The sequence below is a fragment of the Acinetobacter sp. YH12231 genome (assembly GCF_013417755.1).
Classification (GTDB): Bacteria; Pseudomonadota; Gammaproteobacteria; order Pseudomonadales; family Moraxellaceae; genus Acinetobacter; species Acinetobacter amyesii.
This window is the reverse complement of sequence record NZ_VPDJ01000010.1, coordinates 73,839-87,211: the sequence shown is the minus strand read 5'-3', so window position 1 is coordinate 87,211 and position 13,373 is coordinate 73,839. Positions and strand designations below refer to the sequence as shown.

At 43.0% G+C, this 13,373-nt stretch carries 22 protein-coding genes and 1 tRNA gene; 1 reads left to right on the top strand and 22 read right to left on the bottom strand.

Going from position 1 to position 13,373, the window contains the following annotated elements:
* Positions 1-16 precede the first annotated feature (16 nt).
* The 15 genes from FTV11_RS07880 to FTV11_RS07810 all read right to left on the bottom strand — a co-directional run bounded on the left by FTV11_RS07880 (position 17) and on the right by FTV11_RS07810 (position 10,158).
* The gene (locus FTV11_RS07880; protein ID WP_257223208.1) at positions 17-142 is read right to left on the bottom strand and encodes a hypothetical protein; all 126 of its coding nucleotides are present in this window, start codon (positions 140-142) and stop codon (positions 17-19) included.
* Between the two features lie 89 nt (positions 143-231).
* Positions 232-675, bottom strand: coding sequence for a hypothetical protein (locus tag FTV11_RS07875; RefSeq protein WP_180073751.1), 444 nt, complete (start codon positions 673-675; stop codon positions 232-234).
* 3 nt (positions 676-678) lie between these two features.
* Positions 679-1,167, bottom strand: a complete 489-nt coding sequence (locus tag FTV11_RS07870; protein WP_180073750.1) for a phage tail tube protein — start codon at positions 1,165-1,167, stop codon at positions 679-681.
* Positions 1,168-1,254: 87 nt separating this feature from the next.
* A complete protein-coding gene (locus FTV11_RS07865) occupies positions 1,255-1,773 on the bottom strand; it encodes a Rha family transcriptional regulator (RefSeq protein ID WP_180073749.1) in 519 nt (172 codons plus the stop codon).
* A gap of 128 nt (positions 1,774-1,901) precedes the next feature.
* Positions 1,902-2,258 (bottom strand): DUF3168 domain-containing protein, encoded by a 357-nt coding sequence (locus tag FTV11_RS07860; protein WP_180073748.1) that lies wholly within the window; start codon positions 2,256-2,258, stop codon positions 1,902-1,904.
* Complete coding sequence (locus FTV11_RS07855; protein WP_180073747.1) at positions 2,255-2,710, bottom strand: HK97-gp10 family putative phage morphogenesis protein; 456 nt, start codon at positions 2,708-2,710, stop codon at positions 2,255-2,257. Before FTV11_RS07855 ends, FTV11_RS07860 begins: the two co-directional genes overlap by 4 nt.
* A 7-nt stretch (positions 2,711-2,717) precedes the next feature.
* Positions 2,718-3,047: a phage head closure protein gene (locus FTV11_RS07850; protein ID WP_180073746.1), complete on the bottom strand. Its 330-nt coding sequence runs from the start codon at positions 3,045-3,047 to the stop codon at positions 2,718-2,720.
* A gap of 148 nt (positions 3,048-3,195) precedes the next feature.
* Positions 3,196-3,486, bottom strand: coding sequence for a head-tail connector protein (locus FTV11_RS07845; protein ID WP_180073745.1), 291 nt, complete (start codon positions 3,484-3,486; stop codon positions 3,196-3,198).
* Positions 3,483-4,919, bottom strand: a complete 1,437-nt coding sequence (locus FTV11_RS07840; RefSeq protein WP_180073744.1) for a phage portal protein — start codon at positions 4,917-4,919, stop codon at positions 3,483-3,485. The genes FTV11_RS07845 and FTV11_RS07840 overlap by 4 nt, the downstream gene beginning before the upstream one ends.
* A gap of 10 nt (positions 4,920-4,929) precedes the next feature.
* Positions 4,930-5,097 (bottom strand): hypothetical protein, encoded by a 168-nt coding sequence (locus tag FTV11_RS07835; RefSeq protein WP_180073743.1) that lies wholly within the window; start codon positions 5,095-5,097, stop codon positions 4,930-4,932.
* A gap of 76 nt (positions 5,098-5,173) precedes the next feature.
* A complete protein-coding gene (locus tag FTV11_RS07830; RefSeq protein ID WP_180073742.1) occupies positions 5,174-6,505 on the bottom strand; it encodes a phage major capsid protein in 1,332 nt (443 codons plus the stop codon).
* Positions 6,499-7,116, bottom strand: coding sequence for an HK97 family phage prohead protease (locus FTV11_RS07825; protein WP_180004048.1), 618 nt, complete (start codon positions 7,114-7,116; stop codon positions 6,499-6,501). Before FTV11_RS07825 ends, FTV11_RS07830 begins: the two co-directional genes overlap by 7 nt.
* Before the next feature lie 54 nt (positions 7,117-7,170).
* The gene (locus FTV11_RS07820) at positions 7,171-8,844 is read right to left on the bottom strand and encodes a terminase large subunit (protein WP_180073741.1); all 1,674 of its coding nucleotides are present in this window, start codon (positions 8,842-8,844) and stop codon (positions 7,171-7,173) included.
* A gap of 4 nt (positions 8,845-8,848) precedes the next feature.
* Positions 8,849-9,301: a terminase small subunit gene (locus FTV11_RS07815; RefSeq protein WP_180073740.1), complete on the bottom strand. Its 453-nt coding sequence runs from the start codon at positions 9,299-9,301 to the stop codon at positions 8,849-8,851.
* Positions 9,302-9,414: 113 nt separating this feature from the next.
* Positions 9,415-10,158: an AAA family ATPase gene (locus FTV11_RS07810; RefSeq protein ID WP_257223207.1), complete on the bottom strand. Its 744-nt coding sequence runs from the start codon at positions 10,156-10,158 to the stop codon at positions 9,415-9,417.
* Positions 10,159-10,192: 34 nt separating this feature from the next.
* Here FTV11_RS07810 and FTV11_RS07805 point away from each other — a divergent pair, with 34 nt between their 5' ends.
* Positions 10,193-10,504: a hypothetical protein gene (locus FTV11_RS07805; RefSeq protein WP_180073738.1), complete on the top strand. Its 312-nt coding sequence runs from the start codon at positions 10,193-10,195 to the stop codon at positions 10,502-10,504.
* Here the strand turns inward: FTV11_RS07805 and FTV11_RS07800 are convergent.
* The 7 genes from FTV11_RS07800 to FTV11_RS07770 all read right to left on the bottom strand — a co-directional run bounded on the left by FTV11_RS07800 (position 10,443) and on the right by FTV11_RS07770 (position 13,367).
* On the bottom strand, positions 10,443-10,982 hold the full coding sequence (locus FTV11_RS07800) for a hypothetical protein (RefSeq protein WP_180073737.1): 540 nt from the start codon (positions 10,980-10,982) through the stop codon (positions 10,443-10,445). The two genes, FTV11_RS07805 and FTV11_RS07800, sit on opposite strands and share 62 nt — an antisense overlap.
* Positions 10,966-11,244: a hypothetical protein gene (locus FTV11_RS07795; protein WP_180073736.1), complete on the bottom strand. Its 279-nt coding sequence runs from the start codon at positions 11,242-11,244 to the stop codon at positions 10,966-10,968. The genes FTV11_RS07800 and FTV11_RS07795 overlap by 17 nt, the downstream gene beginning before the upstream one ends.
* 65 nt (positions 11,245-11,309) lie before the next feature.
* Positions 11,310-11,519 (bottom strand): hypothetical protein, encoded by a 210-nt coding sequence (locus FTV11_RS17270; protein WP_306669383.1) that lies wholly within the window; start codon positions 11,517-11,519, stop codon positions 11,310-11,312.
* A gap of 127 nt (positions 11,520-11,646) precedes the next feature.
* Positions 11,647-11,723: transfer RNA gene (locus FTV11_RS07785), tRNA-Arg, on the bottom strand.
* 460 nt (positions 11,724-12,183) lie between these two features.
* Positions 12,184-12,423: a hypothetical protein gene (locus FTV11_RS07780; RefSeq protein ID WP_121532598.1), complete on the bottom strand. Its 240-nt coding sequence runs from the start codon at positions 12,421-12,423 to the stop codon at positions 12,184-12,186.
* Between the two features lie 163 nt (positions 12,424-12,586).
* Positions 12,587-13,138 (bottom strand): hypothetical protein, encoded by a 552-nt coding sequence (locus tag FTV11_RS07775; protein WP_180073735.1) that lies wholly within the window; start codon positions 13,136-13,138, stop codon positions 12,587-12,589.
* Between the two features lie 10 nt (positions 13,139-13,148).
* Complete coding sequence (locus FTV11_RS07770; RefSeq protein WP_180073734.1) at positions 13,149-13,367, bottom strand: hypothetical protein; 219 nt, start codon at positions 13,365-13,367, stop codon at positions 13,149-13,151.
* Between the last annotated feature and the right edge of the window lie 6 nt (positions 13,368-13,373).

Sequence of the window (13,373 nt, the reverse complement as noted above, 5' to 3'; positions counted from 1 at the left end):
AAGCACCCCAAGGTGCTTAAATCCCTTTTTGCATCATCTCATCTACCGTCAAAATTTCATCTTCGGGCTGGTCTTCGTGCGGCATAAAAGAAACTGCTTTAATATCTTTGGCACCTTTAGATGCCAAGTATGTTGCTGACAAATTTCCAAAGCCTTGCTCAACCCTTCGACCGATAAATAAAGAACCCCTCCGCATACGATAAGCCCACCAGATCGCAAATTCCTCCGCACTTATTCGAGCTTTGGCTTCTTCGATCGTTCTTCCACCAATGCCGTTGATGACGAGCTCACACCAGAACTCTTCTGATTCAAGATCCACTTCTTTCCCATGAAATCATTTACCGCCTCAACTACTTCACTCATTGCAGCAATAATTTCAGAGTTCACCAGGCCTGTATCCTCAATGGTCGGGAAGAACTTTTCATCTTCAGATACGTAAACAGCAGCAAATAAGATTGCTTTTGAGTATTGATCAACTGTAGCTTCATTTTTGTCCTTCAAGCCCCAAGCGTTAATTGCTTCAACACGCTCCTGATGGGAAAGGCGTTTAATCAGGATTTCACCCTCAAAAGCTTCACCATTCATGCCGACAAAACTAATTGTTTTTTCAATAAACACCCCTACGCCCGCCGCTTTGCGGACAGAGGCAAGTGTTAATTTATTTTTTTTAGCCATGTTTTAAGGTCCTACAGGTGGGATTGTGCGAATTGTTTCATTCACAATAGAAGTTTTCTTCATTGGGAATTTGTAGCCAACAAATTGCCCTTTCACGAAAGTCTTCTCAGCTAACTTAAGATAACCCTCCCAAACCCACCAAGTGCGAGAAGGTGGCAATGTAACCGCACCGCCTGCGACCTCTGGGGGAGCATCCGAATTGCTTGAGCCTAAATACCAAGTGACTTTTTTACGTGGTGTGGTTTTTGAAAGTGCAATCAGTTTTAAGTGAGATGAGTTTTCATCATCAAGATCAATTGATAGCGACCCTTCACCCGGTGTTTTCTTACCCGGATCGAAGTTATCTTCTTCATCGTCAAGACAAGTCACATCAATATCTTCTTCAGTGTCTGTGCCTAATTCCAATTCTTTTGCACACTGAACCGATTCAACTGCGGTCGCACCTTCTTCGTGGTAATACAACTGTGATTTTTGAACTTTAATACGCGCCATGAGTAGCTACTCCTCAAATTTTTGGCATAAAAAACCACCTTTCGGTGGCATTGGTTTGGAAATAATTAACCCAGCTCAAGGCTGAGCTTAATCATCAAAAAGCGGCAAACACGGTTGCATTAGCTTCTCAACCTCCTTGATTGCGCTAATTAATGTGTCTCTCTTTTTGCGATAACTTCCGAGAATATGACCTGCTAGACTTGCATCTGCTTTCTCTAAGCCAAGTTGCAGATTCAATTTATTGTGAATAGTAGTGTGTGCTTGATGTTGATTACTTAAATACTCTTTGGTTCTAAAGAACGCTTGCACCAAAGCACATTTAAAATCGACAACTCGCTCAGTGTTTCGCATTAATGTCATCAGGAAGGTCGCCTGCTGTTCATTCAGCAAGGCTATACGTCTGGTCTGAACACCACCATCAGTTTCAAAGGGTCGCATTTGAAATGCGACCCTTCCAAATTTGTTGAAGTGATGTATGTGTGTTTTGATTAACTGCATCACGGCTTTATGGTTGGCTTTGGAGCCGTCTGCTATGTGAAGTGATGTTGTTAAGGCCTTGTCACCCTCAACAATTACAATTTCATCTGTAGTCATTATGTTTGTCATGTCTTGCTCCTGATGCTCAATTGATAAAAGCAATCCACCCGAGCATCAATCAATGTGGTGAATTGCTTTGTAAATTTCAGGCATAAAAAAAGCGCCCTTTCGAACGCTGTATAAAAAATTAAATTAAATTATGTTTCAGACCACCAATTCATATCCCAACCTCGGCCATGCAATTTGGTTTCAGCATCAATGCTGTCAGGATGCTTTCCATTGTAGTAAAACCCTGCTTGCTCTAAAGCTATTCGGGCTTTTAAACGCAAATCTTCCGCTTCCTTAGGATTGGAATGCCAAATCACCATTTGATATGTGTCGTTTTCATCGATCGCACCACAATCAATTGTATTTTCAGGTTCTGAGCCTATGCCTTGAAAAACCAAATATGGAACTGCTGTGCCAATGTCTGCTTGGCCTAAAAAGACTCGATCTCCGAATTTTGATGCTAAATAAGTATCGGCTTTAATCGTTCGAGCAATTGGAGCTGTCATTTTGCGAGTTCCTTATCTAATTCAGCACTGAAAACCTGTGAGAATTTATCAGTCACTTTTTGAATATTGCTGCTCATTGCGGGGCGCATGAATGGAACCGCAGCATTGTGCGCTGAACCAAACTCCACCCAACGCCAGTGCCTTGTATCACCACCGCTCAGTGACGGAGGGTTCTTATTACTAAATGAAGCACCGCCACGCACACCAACACGCATCATAATTTCATTTTGGCTTCGAGTTTTACCGCCTGAAACAGCGATATTTTTCCAGATCTTTTCCGATGTTTCAGGATCATCGATCGCTTTGGCGTTTGTTCGCGCTGCATCACGGACAATATTCATTGCTTGGCGTGCTGCTTTACGTGCTATGCGCTTGGCTGCCTTACTACTCGTCAATAACTTGAGCTTTCGATTTAGCTCATCAATGCCATGTATTTGCACATCAAGTGACATAAGCACCTCACATAGTTGAAAGCAAGAACGTCACCGACTCGTAACCTGTGTTTGTATCTTCAAGCGCTTGACTATCAATAGCGTAGGTTTTGCCTTTGTAAATCACTCGCATGGTCGTGTCGATATCTTCTCGATAGCGAATCTTCAGTCGAGCAATCACTTTGGATTGATTTGCTTGTGCTGCGATTAAGTCCTTTCCTGAAAGATTGGTGACTTTGGCCCATAACTGGACGTAATCAGTCCATTGCTCATGAAGTGGATAGCCATCTTCATCACGACCCGATGTGAGTTTTTGAACTGTAATTCGATGGCGGAGTTCTCCAGCGTTTTGGGTCATAGCATCTCCTACCGTTTTCGTGGTGGCGTTTTTAGCTCACCAGTTTTTTTCATGTTATGACAGGGTTGATAGCCTCCACCTAAGCGAACATTCTTACAAGCCCAACACTGGCATCCAATTAACTTTTTTAACCATTTCATAATGTCTCCTAAACCGCAGTTGGCTTGCGATATGGGTATAGCAAGGCTTGTACCGGCATAGGTAGATAATTACCGTTTAAAGGTGCATCTGATTCAGCATTTCGATATTTATCCCAATACCCACAAAGCATTAAAATTGCTTGGTGGATAGCTTTTGGATATTCAGACTCAAATTCATCTGTGATGTAATTTTTAACAGCACTATCAGCTGCGTCCAAATATCCCTGTAACATCGTGTCGTTTGAATCATCGTCATAGCGCAAATGCTCTTTAAGGGTGCCTAAATCAACAATGCTCATTCATCACCCCATTTCTTTTGCGCTAATTTAAAGTTTTCATGGCTAAATTCACCCGAATGGTCTTTTTCACAGTGCCATAACGAGCCTTTATGTGTTACAAAACAGCCTTTTTTATACTGATTTTCTGACTTAAAAACGCCTTGATATTGGCCTTTTTGGTCTGAATTTTCGGTATTTTGAGGCGTATTTGGTGCAGATTTACCAAAATGATCCTCCATCTGGTCGCGTTTAGACAATGCTTCAAGCGAATAGTTCTGCTGTTGCATGTAAACCGTGTCACCGCCCACCAAAGGCTCTAAATTGAACTGCTGACGCGCTTCATTTGGTGTAAAGATTGAAGCCTTAACACCGCGTTCCTGAATGCCCATTTTTGTTTCTTTATCCATGCGGAGTAGAGAATCAACATCAAGGAATATTTCAAGGCCACGCACTTTTAAGTCAAATGCATCATCAAGCAGGTTTTCAATAGCTTCTACCGGGCTTTGCAGGCAGTCAGAAAAATAGATTTCATTCAAATCACCAACCTTCTGCCCTGCCGGAATTGTTCCATGCCCAACTTTAAACGCTGGCACATGTAACACTGAGCAAATAATTTCATTCGACATTTTCAGCTGCTCAATCGTTTGAGTATCCGAAGCTGTCATGCTGATTGGTTGATATTTCAAATCATCACCGAGCACCGCAGTTTTACCGATGTTTTGGCCGGTATAGTTCGCATTCCATGATGCACCGATGGCACGTGCTTTATCTTCTGAAATAGCACCAGGAGCAACCAAAATACCGCTTGGCCGGCTCATGTTCCCAAAAGAAGTTTTGGAGTTTTTTAGAATGTTTAAACCGAGCCCTGCTGAAATTCCATAAGCAGTAATGGCAGGAATACCAACCAATGGATGGTAAAGGCAGTTTTCACGATCATGGATAATCTCGGAGGCTGGAACAACTACAGACTCTGTACCATTTAGCCGATCAATCCCAAGCTGGTAAAAGACTTGCCCATCATCACTAATCAGTGGTTTTGTTTGATCTGGATTTAAAATAACAATTTTAGCTACCTGCCCAAATACATCACGCACCTTAAATCCGTATGCATTACCACGGAGCTTTCGACAGATCATCCAGAACTCTAAAAACTGCTGCCAGTTCTGGTAATGGTTTGGCCGCTTAAGAACCACCAGATCCTCAGGAATGGGCGCATCAACTAAAATTCCGCTTTTCTGCTTTTTAAGCAAAACACCCATTTTTCCAATGTCTTGAGAGATCAGGGAAATACATGAGAAAACTGCAGGATGTGCTGCCAAATCTTCCCGGGTCAGTTCATCATTCTTCTGCCAGGCACCAGAATAAGGCTCGTGTACAAATAAAGAAGTCCACCCTTGGTTTGAATGGACACTTTGCAGTGATTTTTTTCGGAAAAGTCTGTCAAAAATGCCCATCTAAACCGCCTTATTTTTGCTCTGTGGTGTCTGTTTTGGTCTTGCGAGTCGTCTTTTTAGGTTCTTCGTAAGCTTCCGCCACACCTGTTTTAATCAAAATGTTTGCTTCAAATTCGGTAACTTCAAGCACATCACCTAGATTGGCGTTATGCATAACCTTTAAATATTTAATCTTCATAGACTGTTCCTATAGCTAAACAATTGTGATGTTTAGATATAAAAACAGCCCCTAAAAAGGAGCTGTTTTAGGTCGATTAACCACCTGTTGCATAGTTAAGAAATGCTGCAGCAATCGGACGACGTTTAGCCCAAGTGATGAACTTCTCAACACGTACCGCAAATTTGTTTTCTTGCCATAAGTGGTGAGTCGTACCACCATCAACCAAGGTTGCTTGATCAGAGTAAGACACATCCACACCACCATCCTGAGCAAGCAGGATTTCAGAAGTCTTCACAAGAATGATCTTGTCGCCTACTGCCTGCGATGTGATGACTGGGATACCCATTAATGTACGGGTGCCGCGAAGCGCCATACCTGTGAAATAGCTATTGCCTAACGCATCACGCAACAAACTGATTTGTGCGGCGCGCGTTTCAGACATTAAGAAATATGAGCCATCCAATGAAAGGTTGGCTGTCACAAAGCTATTAATAAGAGCTAATAGGTCAGCTTCATATGCTGCCGCAGTTGTGCCTGTGTTCGGGGTTGCTACAACGCCATTTAAAACACCTGCTGGGCGCGTAGTTGATGCAGCCACCGCATCAAGGAAAGTATTATCAATAAGCGTTTTTGATGCTTCAATAAGATCATCACGTACCAAAACATCTACCGCCGGATCAGAACGTCGCATTAATTCCTGCGTATAAACAGTAATCGCCGCAAGCTTGTGTTCTTTAATTTCCACTTCGCCATAGGTTGGGTTGGTTAATGGCTTAGCCGCACCTTCACCCACCCAAGCAGCAGTGCCGCCTGTTAATTGGCTTGGGATTTTTGAGTTGAACGGTACATTACGGAAGCCTGTAAGTTGGTCAAATACGGTTGCAGCACGGAGCATGTCAACAAATTCACCAACCAAGCGGTTTTCTTGCACTAATGCAGATGCAAAACCAACGTCTGTTGTAGTACCAAGTGTGGCTTTTGTCACTAAGTCCTGAACTTCACCACCAAAGCCCATTTGCTTAGCCATGTCTACCGGTGAAATGAAGTTGCCGTTTTTGGCTGCCAATTGTGAGCAAAGCTTTGCACGTGCATACTGTGCGAAGCCAATACCTTTAGGCAGGTTTGATTCCACCTGAATGCGTGGCACTTCTTTTTTACTTTCAGCCGTGTCTTTTGCTTCCTGCTCAGACTCACCTTTTGCAGCTGTAGCAGATTTTGCAGCTTTTTCGGTAGCAGCGATTAGCTTTTCAATGCGCTGAGCTTCTTTTTCCAGCTGCCCTACTTCTTTTTCCAGTGAATCATACTGGGTGTTCTGCTCAGCATTGAGCGTTAAGCCCTTTTCATGAGCTGCTTTATGTAGCGCTTCCATAGCCTTCTGTTTCTCAGCGATGGTGGCTTTAACTTTCGCTAATTGTGCTTTTAACATAGCGGAATACTTCCTTCATTTGGATTAACTAATTGAATAGGCTGGATGCCTTGTTTTTTTTCTGTCACATCGCTGACAGGAGGGTTTTCTACTTTCGGGTTTTGCGGCTCGTCACCAATCGCGGTTTTTTCTTGCTGCTCGAAAGATTTAGAAATCGATTTAACTTCTGTGATGGATGCTTCTGCATTTGCTGGGATGGTTACAGCTGATAATTCAAACCACTCCCACTCTTTAAAATGCAGACCCCATGAACGCGGGATGTCTTCAACTGTGAGACCGCGAAAGCCAATAGATAGACCTTTAACCAGCCCTGACTTAATGGACTGCCAAGCCTCATCAATGCGGTCTTTCAACTTGCCTTCTTCTTCGATCTTGGCGATCTGAACAGTCACCTCAATGCCTTTGTCTGTCACTACTGCTTCAGTGACTTCACCAATTGGCTGTGAATGCATGTGCTGCCAAAGGAAAGGAATAGGTAAAGCAAACTTGGCACCTTGTGGATCCACAATATCGTCGGCTCGATCCGGGCTTGGAGTTGAAGCAATTCCCTTAATAATTCGTTGCTCAGCATCAAACGACTTGACCTGTAGCAAGCTGTAAGCTTTTTTCATTGGATTCCCCAATAAAAAAGCCCGCTTAATGCGAGCTTTGGTTAAAAGATTTGGTTAGATAAAGAAGACGTTGTAATCTTTTTCGGCCTGTTCCGGATTCATTGACATCAAGGCCACCGCGTTGAACGTAGCAATCAATGGATCGATCTTCCCAACACCTGACTCCTGTTTGCTGATCATCATGCCGTTTCCTTTTACGACAGCACGCGCATTTCCAACACACCAGGTCATTAAGCCTTGTCCGGCATGGTAAAGATTTCCTTCAGCAAGTTTTCGTTCTGTGGTGAGGATATAGCCCATCAATTTAAAACCTTGAGCTACTGCAATGAGCTTGTCTTCAGGAATACCAGCATCAAGTAAGCCATCCAGTAGACCACCCAGGCCAAGAGGATCGAGTCCAATTTTGTCGAGCTTGCCGGAGTCAAAACATTTTTTTGCGATTGCTGCGAGTTCATCAATGTCATCTCCAATACGCTCAACAATGGTCAGACTGCCTTCTTTTTCGTAATCGGCATACTTTGGCGCATTCTCTTTACGTCTTTCGACTGCGGTTTTATTGCACCAAGCATGGTTCCAGAGCCACCATTTACGGCTTTTTGCATGCCGACCAAGTACAGCGAAACCTAGCAAGTCATCCAGACCACCACCATCGATACCGCAGGTGATGACATCTGATTGCTCAATCAATTTATCCAATGTGAATTGTTTAGATTGTTGCAGCCAATATTCAGCACCTGCCCAACGGTTGGCACGTAGGTTTAGGCCGATTGGCACGTTTAAGTGTTTAGCCAGAAAGTCACGCAGCGATTCTTCGCCAGCATCTTTAACCTTCTCAAATTCATTAATCAGATAATCCAGATCAACCGATGCGCCTAAATTTGGATTGGTAACGTAGAAGTTTTCAGGCTTTAAGTGCTCACCAACTTCAAGCATCCACTCAGGAAACTCGTAAATCAGCGGCAAGAACTGAGGATTGACTTTTACACCGTCCCGAATATCCCGGGCATAGTCCAGCAGCTGCTTAAATACACCGCATGGTGTTTCATCTGACATAGTAGACAGATAAATCACGCAACCTTCGGGCCGTGATGCCAGACCACCTTTTGCTTCACGAAACATCGATTCAGCGTTTGAGCGTTTCCCAAACAACCAAACTTCGTCAATTAGAATGATTGAAGCCTTTTTACCTGCAGCAGCATTACTTTCAGCAGCAATCACTTTCAAGGTCGCATTCGTACCCAAGTGAGTGACTGTTTTGGTGTGCTCGGACACATTGAACATTTCCTGAAGCTCAGGATCAGCTCGAATGAAGTCTCGAATTGGATTAAAACTATTGTCCGCGACCTCTTTTGTGGGCGCCAACAGAATAAGCTCAGCCGACATACGATCATTTAAGATCAAGGCCACCATCATGATTCCAGCCGCAATCGTCGACTTAGTATTTTTCTTGGAGATCAGCAAGAAGAATTCGCGAATTAAACGCTTCTTCTGCACCGGATCGTAAGCACCAAAAATTGCCCGGACAAATTCAATTACCCAATCGAGTGTGACTTCACCCATTTTTGGGCTACCCATCACATCGACCAAAATTAATTCTTTAAAAATCCGCTCTGCTACGTCCGCCACTTCTGGGAAAAGCGGTTCACATGGCATGAGTGACTTTTTAGCGACAATACGTCCCCCCCAATTGGGACACGCTGTGGACCAATCAGGTGTTTTCGTATTCATAAAATCAACTTCTCAACTGCGAACCAAGCGTTCCAAATTTCCCGCCTTGAGTGGCTTTTTTAGCTTCATCAGCTTTGGTTTCTTTCTTGCCTTTTTCAGCAACCTTGCCGTGGAAATATGGAAGGGCTGCTTTTGCTGCATCCATTCGCAATTTCATATCTTCAACCGGATCAGTCCAAATCTCTTCTAAAAATTTGAGCGGGTCAGCACGACTGCCAGCAGTTTCAATGTCTTTTTTAGTGATGATTGGTCGTGGTTCTGGCTTGGAATCAACTTTAACTCCGGTGTTAACCTTAAGCCTTTCAATGTGTGCAATCACATCAGGGTCTTTGGCTAATCTCGATCCAGCTTGTGAAGCTGATTCGGGACTGTAACCCGCGAAAATAGCGGCTTGCTTGTTATCTGCACCATCATGTTTAGATTGGGCAAATGCCTTCTTTTTTGCTGTTAAAGCCATGTGCCCTCCTTTAACATATTTGTGTGGGGCAATTTTTTTTGTAAGTGGGTCGGCTGGTGGTCAGGATTTTTCAATCGTTTTTTAACAATTTGGCTCCCCCCACCATCGGGAAATCAAATCTGCCACTTACCAACCGATTGAATCTGTTTCTGTTTAACTGACATGGTTCTTCTTTCATCATTCATAATCCTTTCAATGCATTCTTCTTTGGGTGTCTCCATGATATGCACTGAGGATGGTTGCAGCCTAGAAACCCACCAGCGTCGCTGTGCTGGAGTTGAGCCTGTAAGAATGAGATAGCCACTCTGATTGTGCTTAGACATCTGTAGCAGCAAGCTATTGCGCTTCCTGACAGCTAATGCGAAGTCTTGCTTGTTGCCTTTATAGATTGGCTTACCACTAATGTCAGCAATCATCTCATCCAAGTCGAGTACCACATCATCAGGCTTGGCATGTTCCTTCACCCAGGTAGACTTGCCTGAACCTGCACAGCCAAACACGATTGTTAATCGAGGTATTGGCTCTAACCAGTCAGGCATGAACACGTATGCTGTACTGTTCTTCGACCCTGCTTCTTCACGCTGCTTGATAGATGAGTGACAGGACATGCATAGGCTTTGGTGGTTGTCTGTATTCCAGAATAGATTCTGATCACCACGATGCGGTTCAATATGATCGACCACCTTAGCCTCGGTCACTCTATCCTGCTCCAAGCAGTACACACACAATGGATTGTTTTGTAAGAACCTTAAGCGATACTTCTGCCACTTGTACCCATATCCACGCTCTGCTGTGGTCTTGCTATCACGCCATGAATCACTGACCTGCTTGATTGACCTCGGTGCCTTCGTTGTCATCGCCTGCAATTTGGTTTGGAGTCTTGGGAGTTTCATGAATCAAGGTACTCATGTTGGCTTGGCTCGTCCTCGTCGGGATTTAACTGAAGCAACAGCTCCTGAATCTGACTGCTCTGTGTCACTACTACCTGAATTAGCTGACTGTTCTGCTGCAACACTTGGTTGTTCTGCTTTACGATCTCGGTTAGTAAGTCGAGCAATTGCTTTTGTGATTGATTCTTTTGAGTTGTCATACATTGCCTTTAGTTTTAGTCTGCGTCGTTCACAACCTTCACATGCCATAGTTATTCCCTCAAATACATCAAATCATCAGGTACAGTCAAATACACGCCAAGCGTCACACTAGCGAACGCATGAACCTTATCGCAAAACTCAGTGAATTGTTTTTTATTAAGCTTGCTAGACTTCACGTGATCTTGAATAAACATCTTAACCACGCGATTGTATTTAGCTGTGTGAGTAAGCTTCTCTTGTCCATCAAGCAATCGCAACACATCACGATAACCCATCACAGCCTCGTAAGCTTCCGCTGCTGCTTCGCTATCTCTTACACACATACGAGCTAAGAATTTCTTCTTCATCTCATACTTAATGGTTTCAGGCTCATCACCAGTATGCTTAGCCAATTGACCAAACCACATATGCAATAAACGATTCTGCGCCTTGCTTCGATCTTCTTGCTTTTGATCTATCCGAACAACCAACGGCTTACCATCACTTAACGCATTCGCATGATGTCTATGCATGTAGGCAATAGCACGACCAACTTCCTCAAACGACTTAATAATGAATGTTGCAGGTTCGAGTTTAAAAGTATTCTTCATCCCTTTTACTCATCATCAACTCAGTCTTGACTAGCCATTGTTCAAATAACTTCTTGGTTTCCTCTCGGCTACCAAGTTGATATGTATCTAGCGCATGGTGGCAAGCCCTACAAAGGCTAATCGTAAATTCATCCGGTGCCTTTTTACCTAAGGATTTCCCATACTCAGCCCAATTCGCATGACATGCTTCACTTGGTGGAGAATTACCACACCTTACACACGGAAGCTTACGAATCTCTGCCAGTCGCTTAGGACTCCGCATTGAGTTGCTTCTCTATGTTGTAAATCTGTCTGCTAATCTTCTTTAATTCAGCACCACAGTCTTGTTTAAATGCATGGCTTGAAAAAGAGATGGTTGTAATTCATTAACCGCGCTTGGTTTGCTTTAAGTATTTCTAAGTTTTTAGATGCTTCGACACGATCAACCATACCCACCACCAATAAGAAAAGAAAAACCCCACTCAAATCTCCAGAATTGAGCAGGGCTTTATGTGCCGTAATACGTTCGGCAAATGCCACCGAAGTGACGAGGGTCAATTAATCTCTTTCAAACAATTCCGACACACCTTTATCTCATCATCATCAATGGTGTGGTCAATCTCCATCACGCCATGAAAGCCGAATAAGCATTTTAAAAATTGGAGCATGTGAATCTCCTGAATATTGGCACGCCATGTAGGATTCGAACCCACAACCATTGGTATAGAAAACCCATGCTCTTTCCAGTTGAGCTAATGGCGCATTAAGAAAAGCCCTCTCCGCGGGGCCAGACGCTACTCATTAATCCATCATCTCGAAATGGGCTATCAATCTGATTTCTTAATTTTCGTTTCGTATTGGTCGGGTTGTCATCCCAGATTTGGTATTTCTCTTGGGCCCACTCAGTACGTGACGAAATCGCACTGGATTCAAACCAATTTATACGGCTGGTTTCAGCATCCCACCGTTTGCGCTTTTAGCTGAACAAATGAATGCACAGCGTCACAAATCCAAGTTGCCAAATGGCTGACGTTATTTCATAAGATCACCAATGATTCAGGTTTATAGGAAATTTCAGGCAATAAAAAAGCCCAGTCATTAGACCGAGCTTTGAAGTTGGTAAATATCTAGGTGGCGGCATAAAGATTTAAACCACTACAATTAAATGAAGCCGCCATAACGCAAAAACCCACCATTGGCGAGCTTTCTTTGATGCTTAAACCTACTCTTTTGAACACTTTACTTCAAACTGGTATTCATCTTGAGTAACCTTAATTTTAATATTTTTATATTTTCGTTTGTTTGGATCCATTGCCGACCCTGCTACTTCCTCAAAAAAGCCCCGATCATTCATTAGATCGCCATACGCTTTATAACCCAACAAAATCTTTTCAGGTTTTTTGCCGTTAACTACTAATTCACTAAGAGTATCATCTAATTTCTTGATAGTTAGAATTGCCATTTCAGTTAAAGCTCAAAACAAAAAATTCATTATCGCTTATTTTCGTGAAGAAAAAATGTCAAAAAGCCCACCTTTTAGTGAGCTTAATTTAGTCATGGTCAGAAACTGCGTAATACGACCAGTATAGTAAAACTATACCTTAGTCATCAGAATAATGATAGCCCTATGCTCGCATTTCTTTGTAAGTTTCCTTTTTATATTTTTTAATTGCATTCGACGCTTCATCAATTGCAGATTCAAGCGCTAAACTCATTAAATCCTCATACGGTTTCCAAGTTAAACGGTACACATTAGTTGTCATTTGCATCGAATTAATCCCCGCATAATACAATCGACCTTGCGCTGTGAAATTCCCCTCAAGCTCAAGATTCAAAGCAAAGTCAATTACCATACGTGCAACCAAGTATGCCAAATGATTTATGGTGATATGCTCAGGCTCACGCTTCTTATCGTCCTTAGCATTCACCAACATGATTTTAACCAAGTGATTACGCACATACTCATAATCACTTTCGCACTTCCCATCAAAAACAATAAGTGCTGTCACTGACTTTGCAAGCTGCGTTTCCATACTCGCAATCGCACCCAGCCGATCTTCATAATTCAAAGGCTTCTCCCCAGTGCCATGTGCCTGTGGCTCAAAGTTTGGTGACTTAGCTGTAATACCTTTGGTCAACCACTCAAACGGTTCAAATTTTTCTGCTACTGCATTCATGCCCAACCCCTTAATCTTTATCCCAATACGCTTTTTGAATACTTGTTAAGTTCGGTATTGCTTGCCAAAATTCGACCTTATTTCCACCACTGCGACTATCAACATAGAAATACCCATCACCACAAATTGGAATACCAAAACGTATCTTCCCGTCCTTGCACAAACACATAACTCTTTCATCTGGCGGGTTGTCTTCTATTTGAATCCACTCTGCACCTACAGTTTTCATCCCATT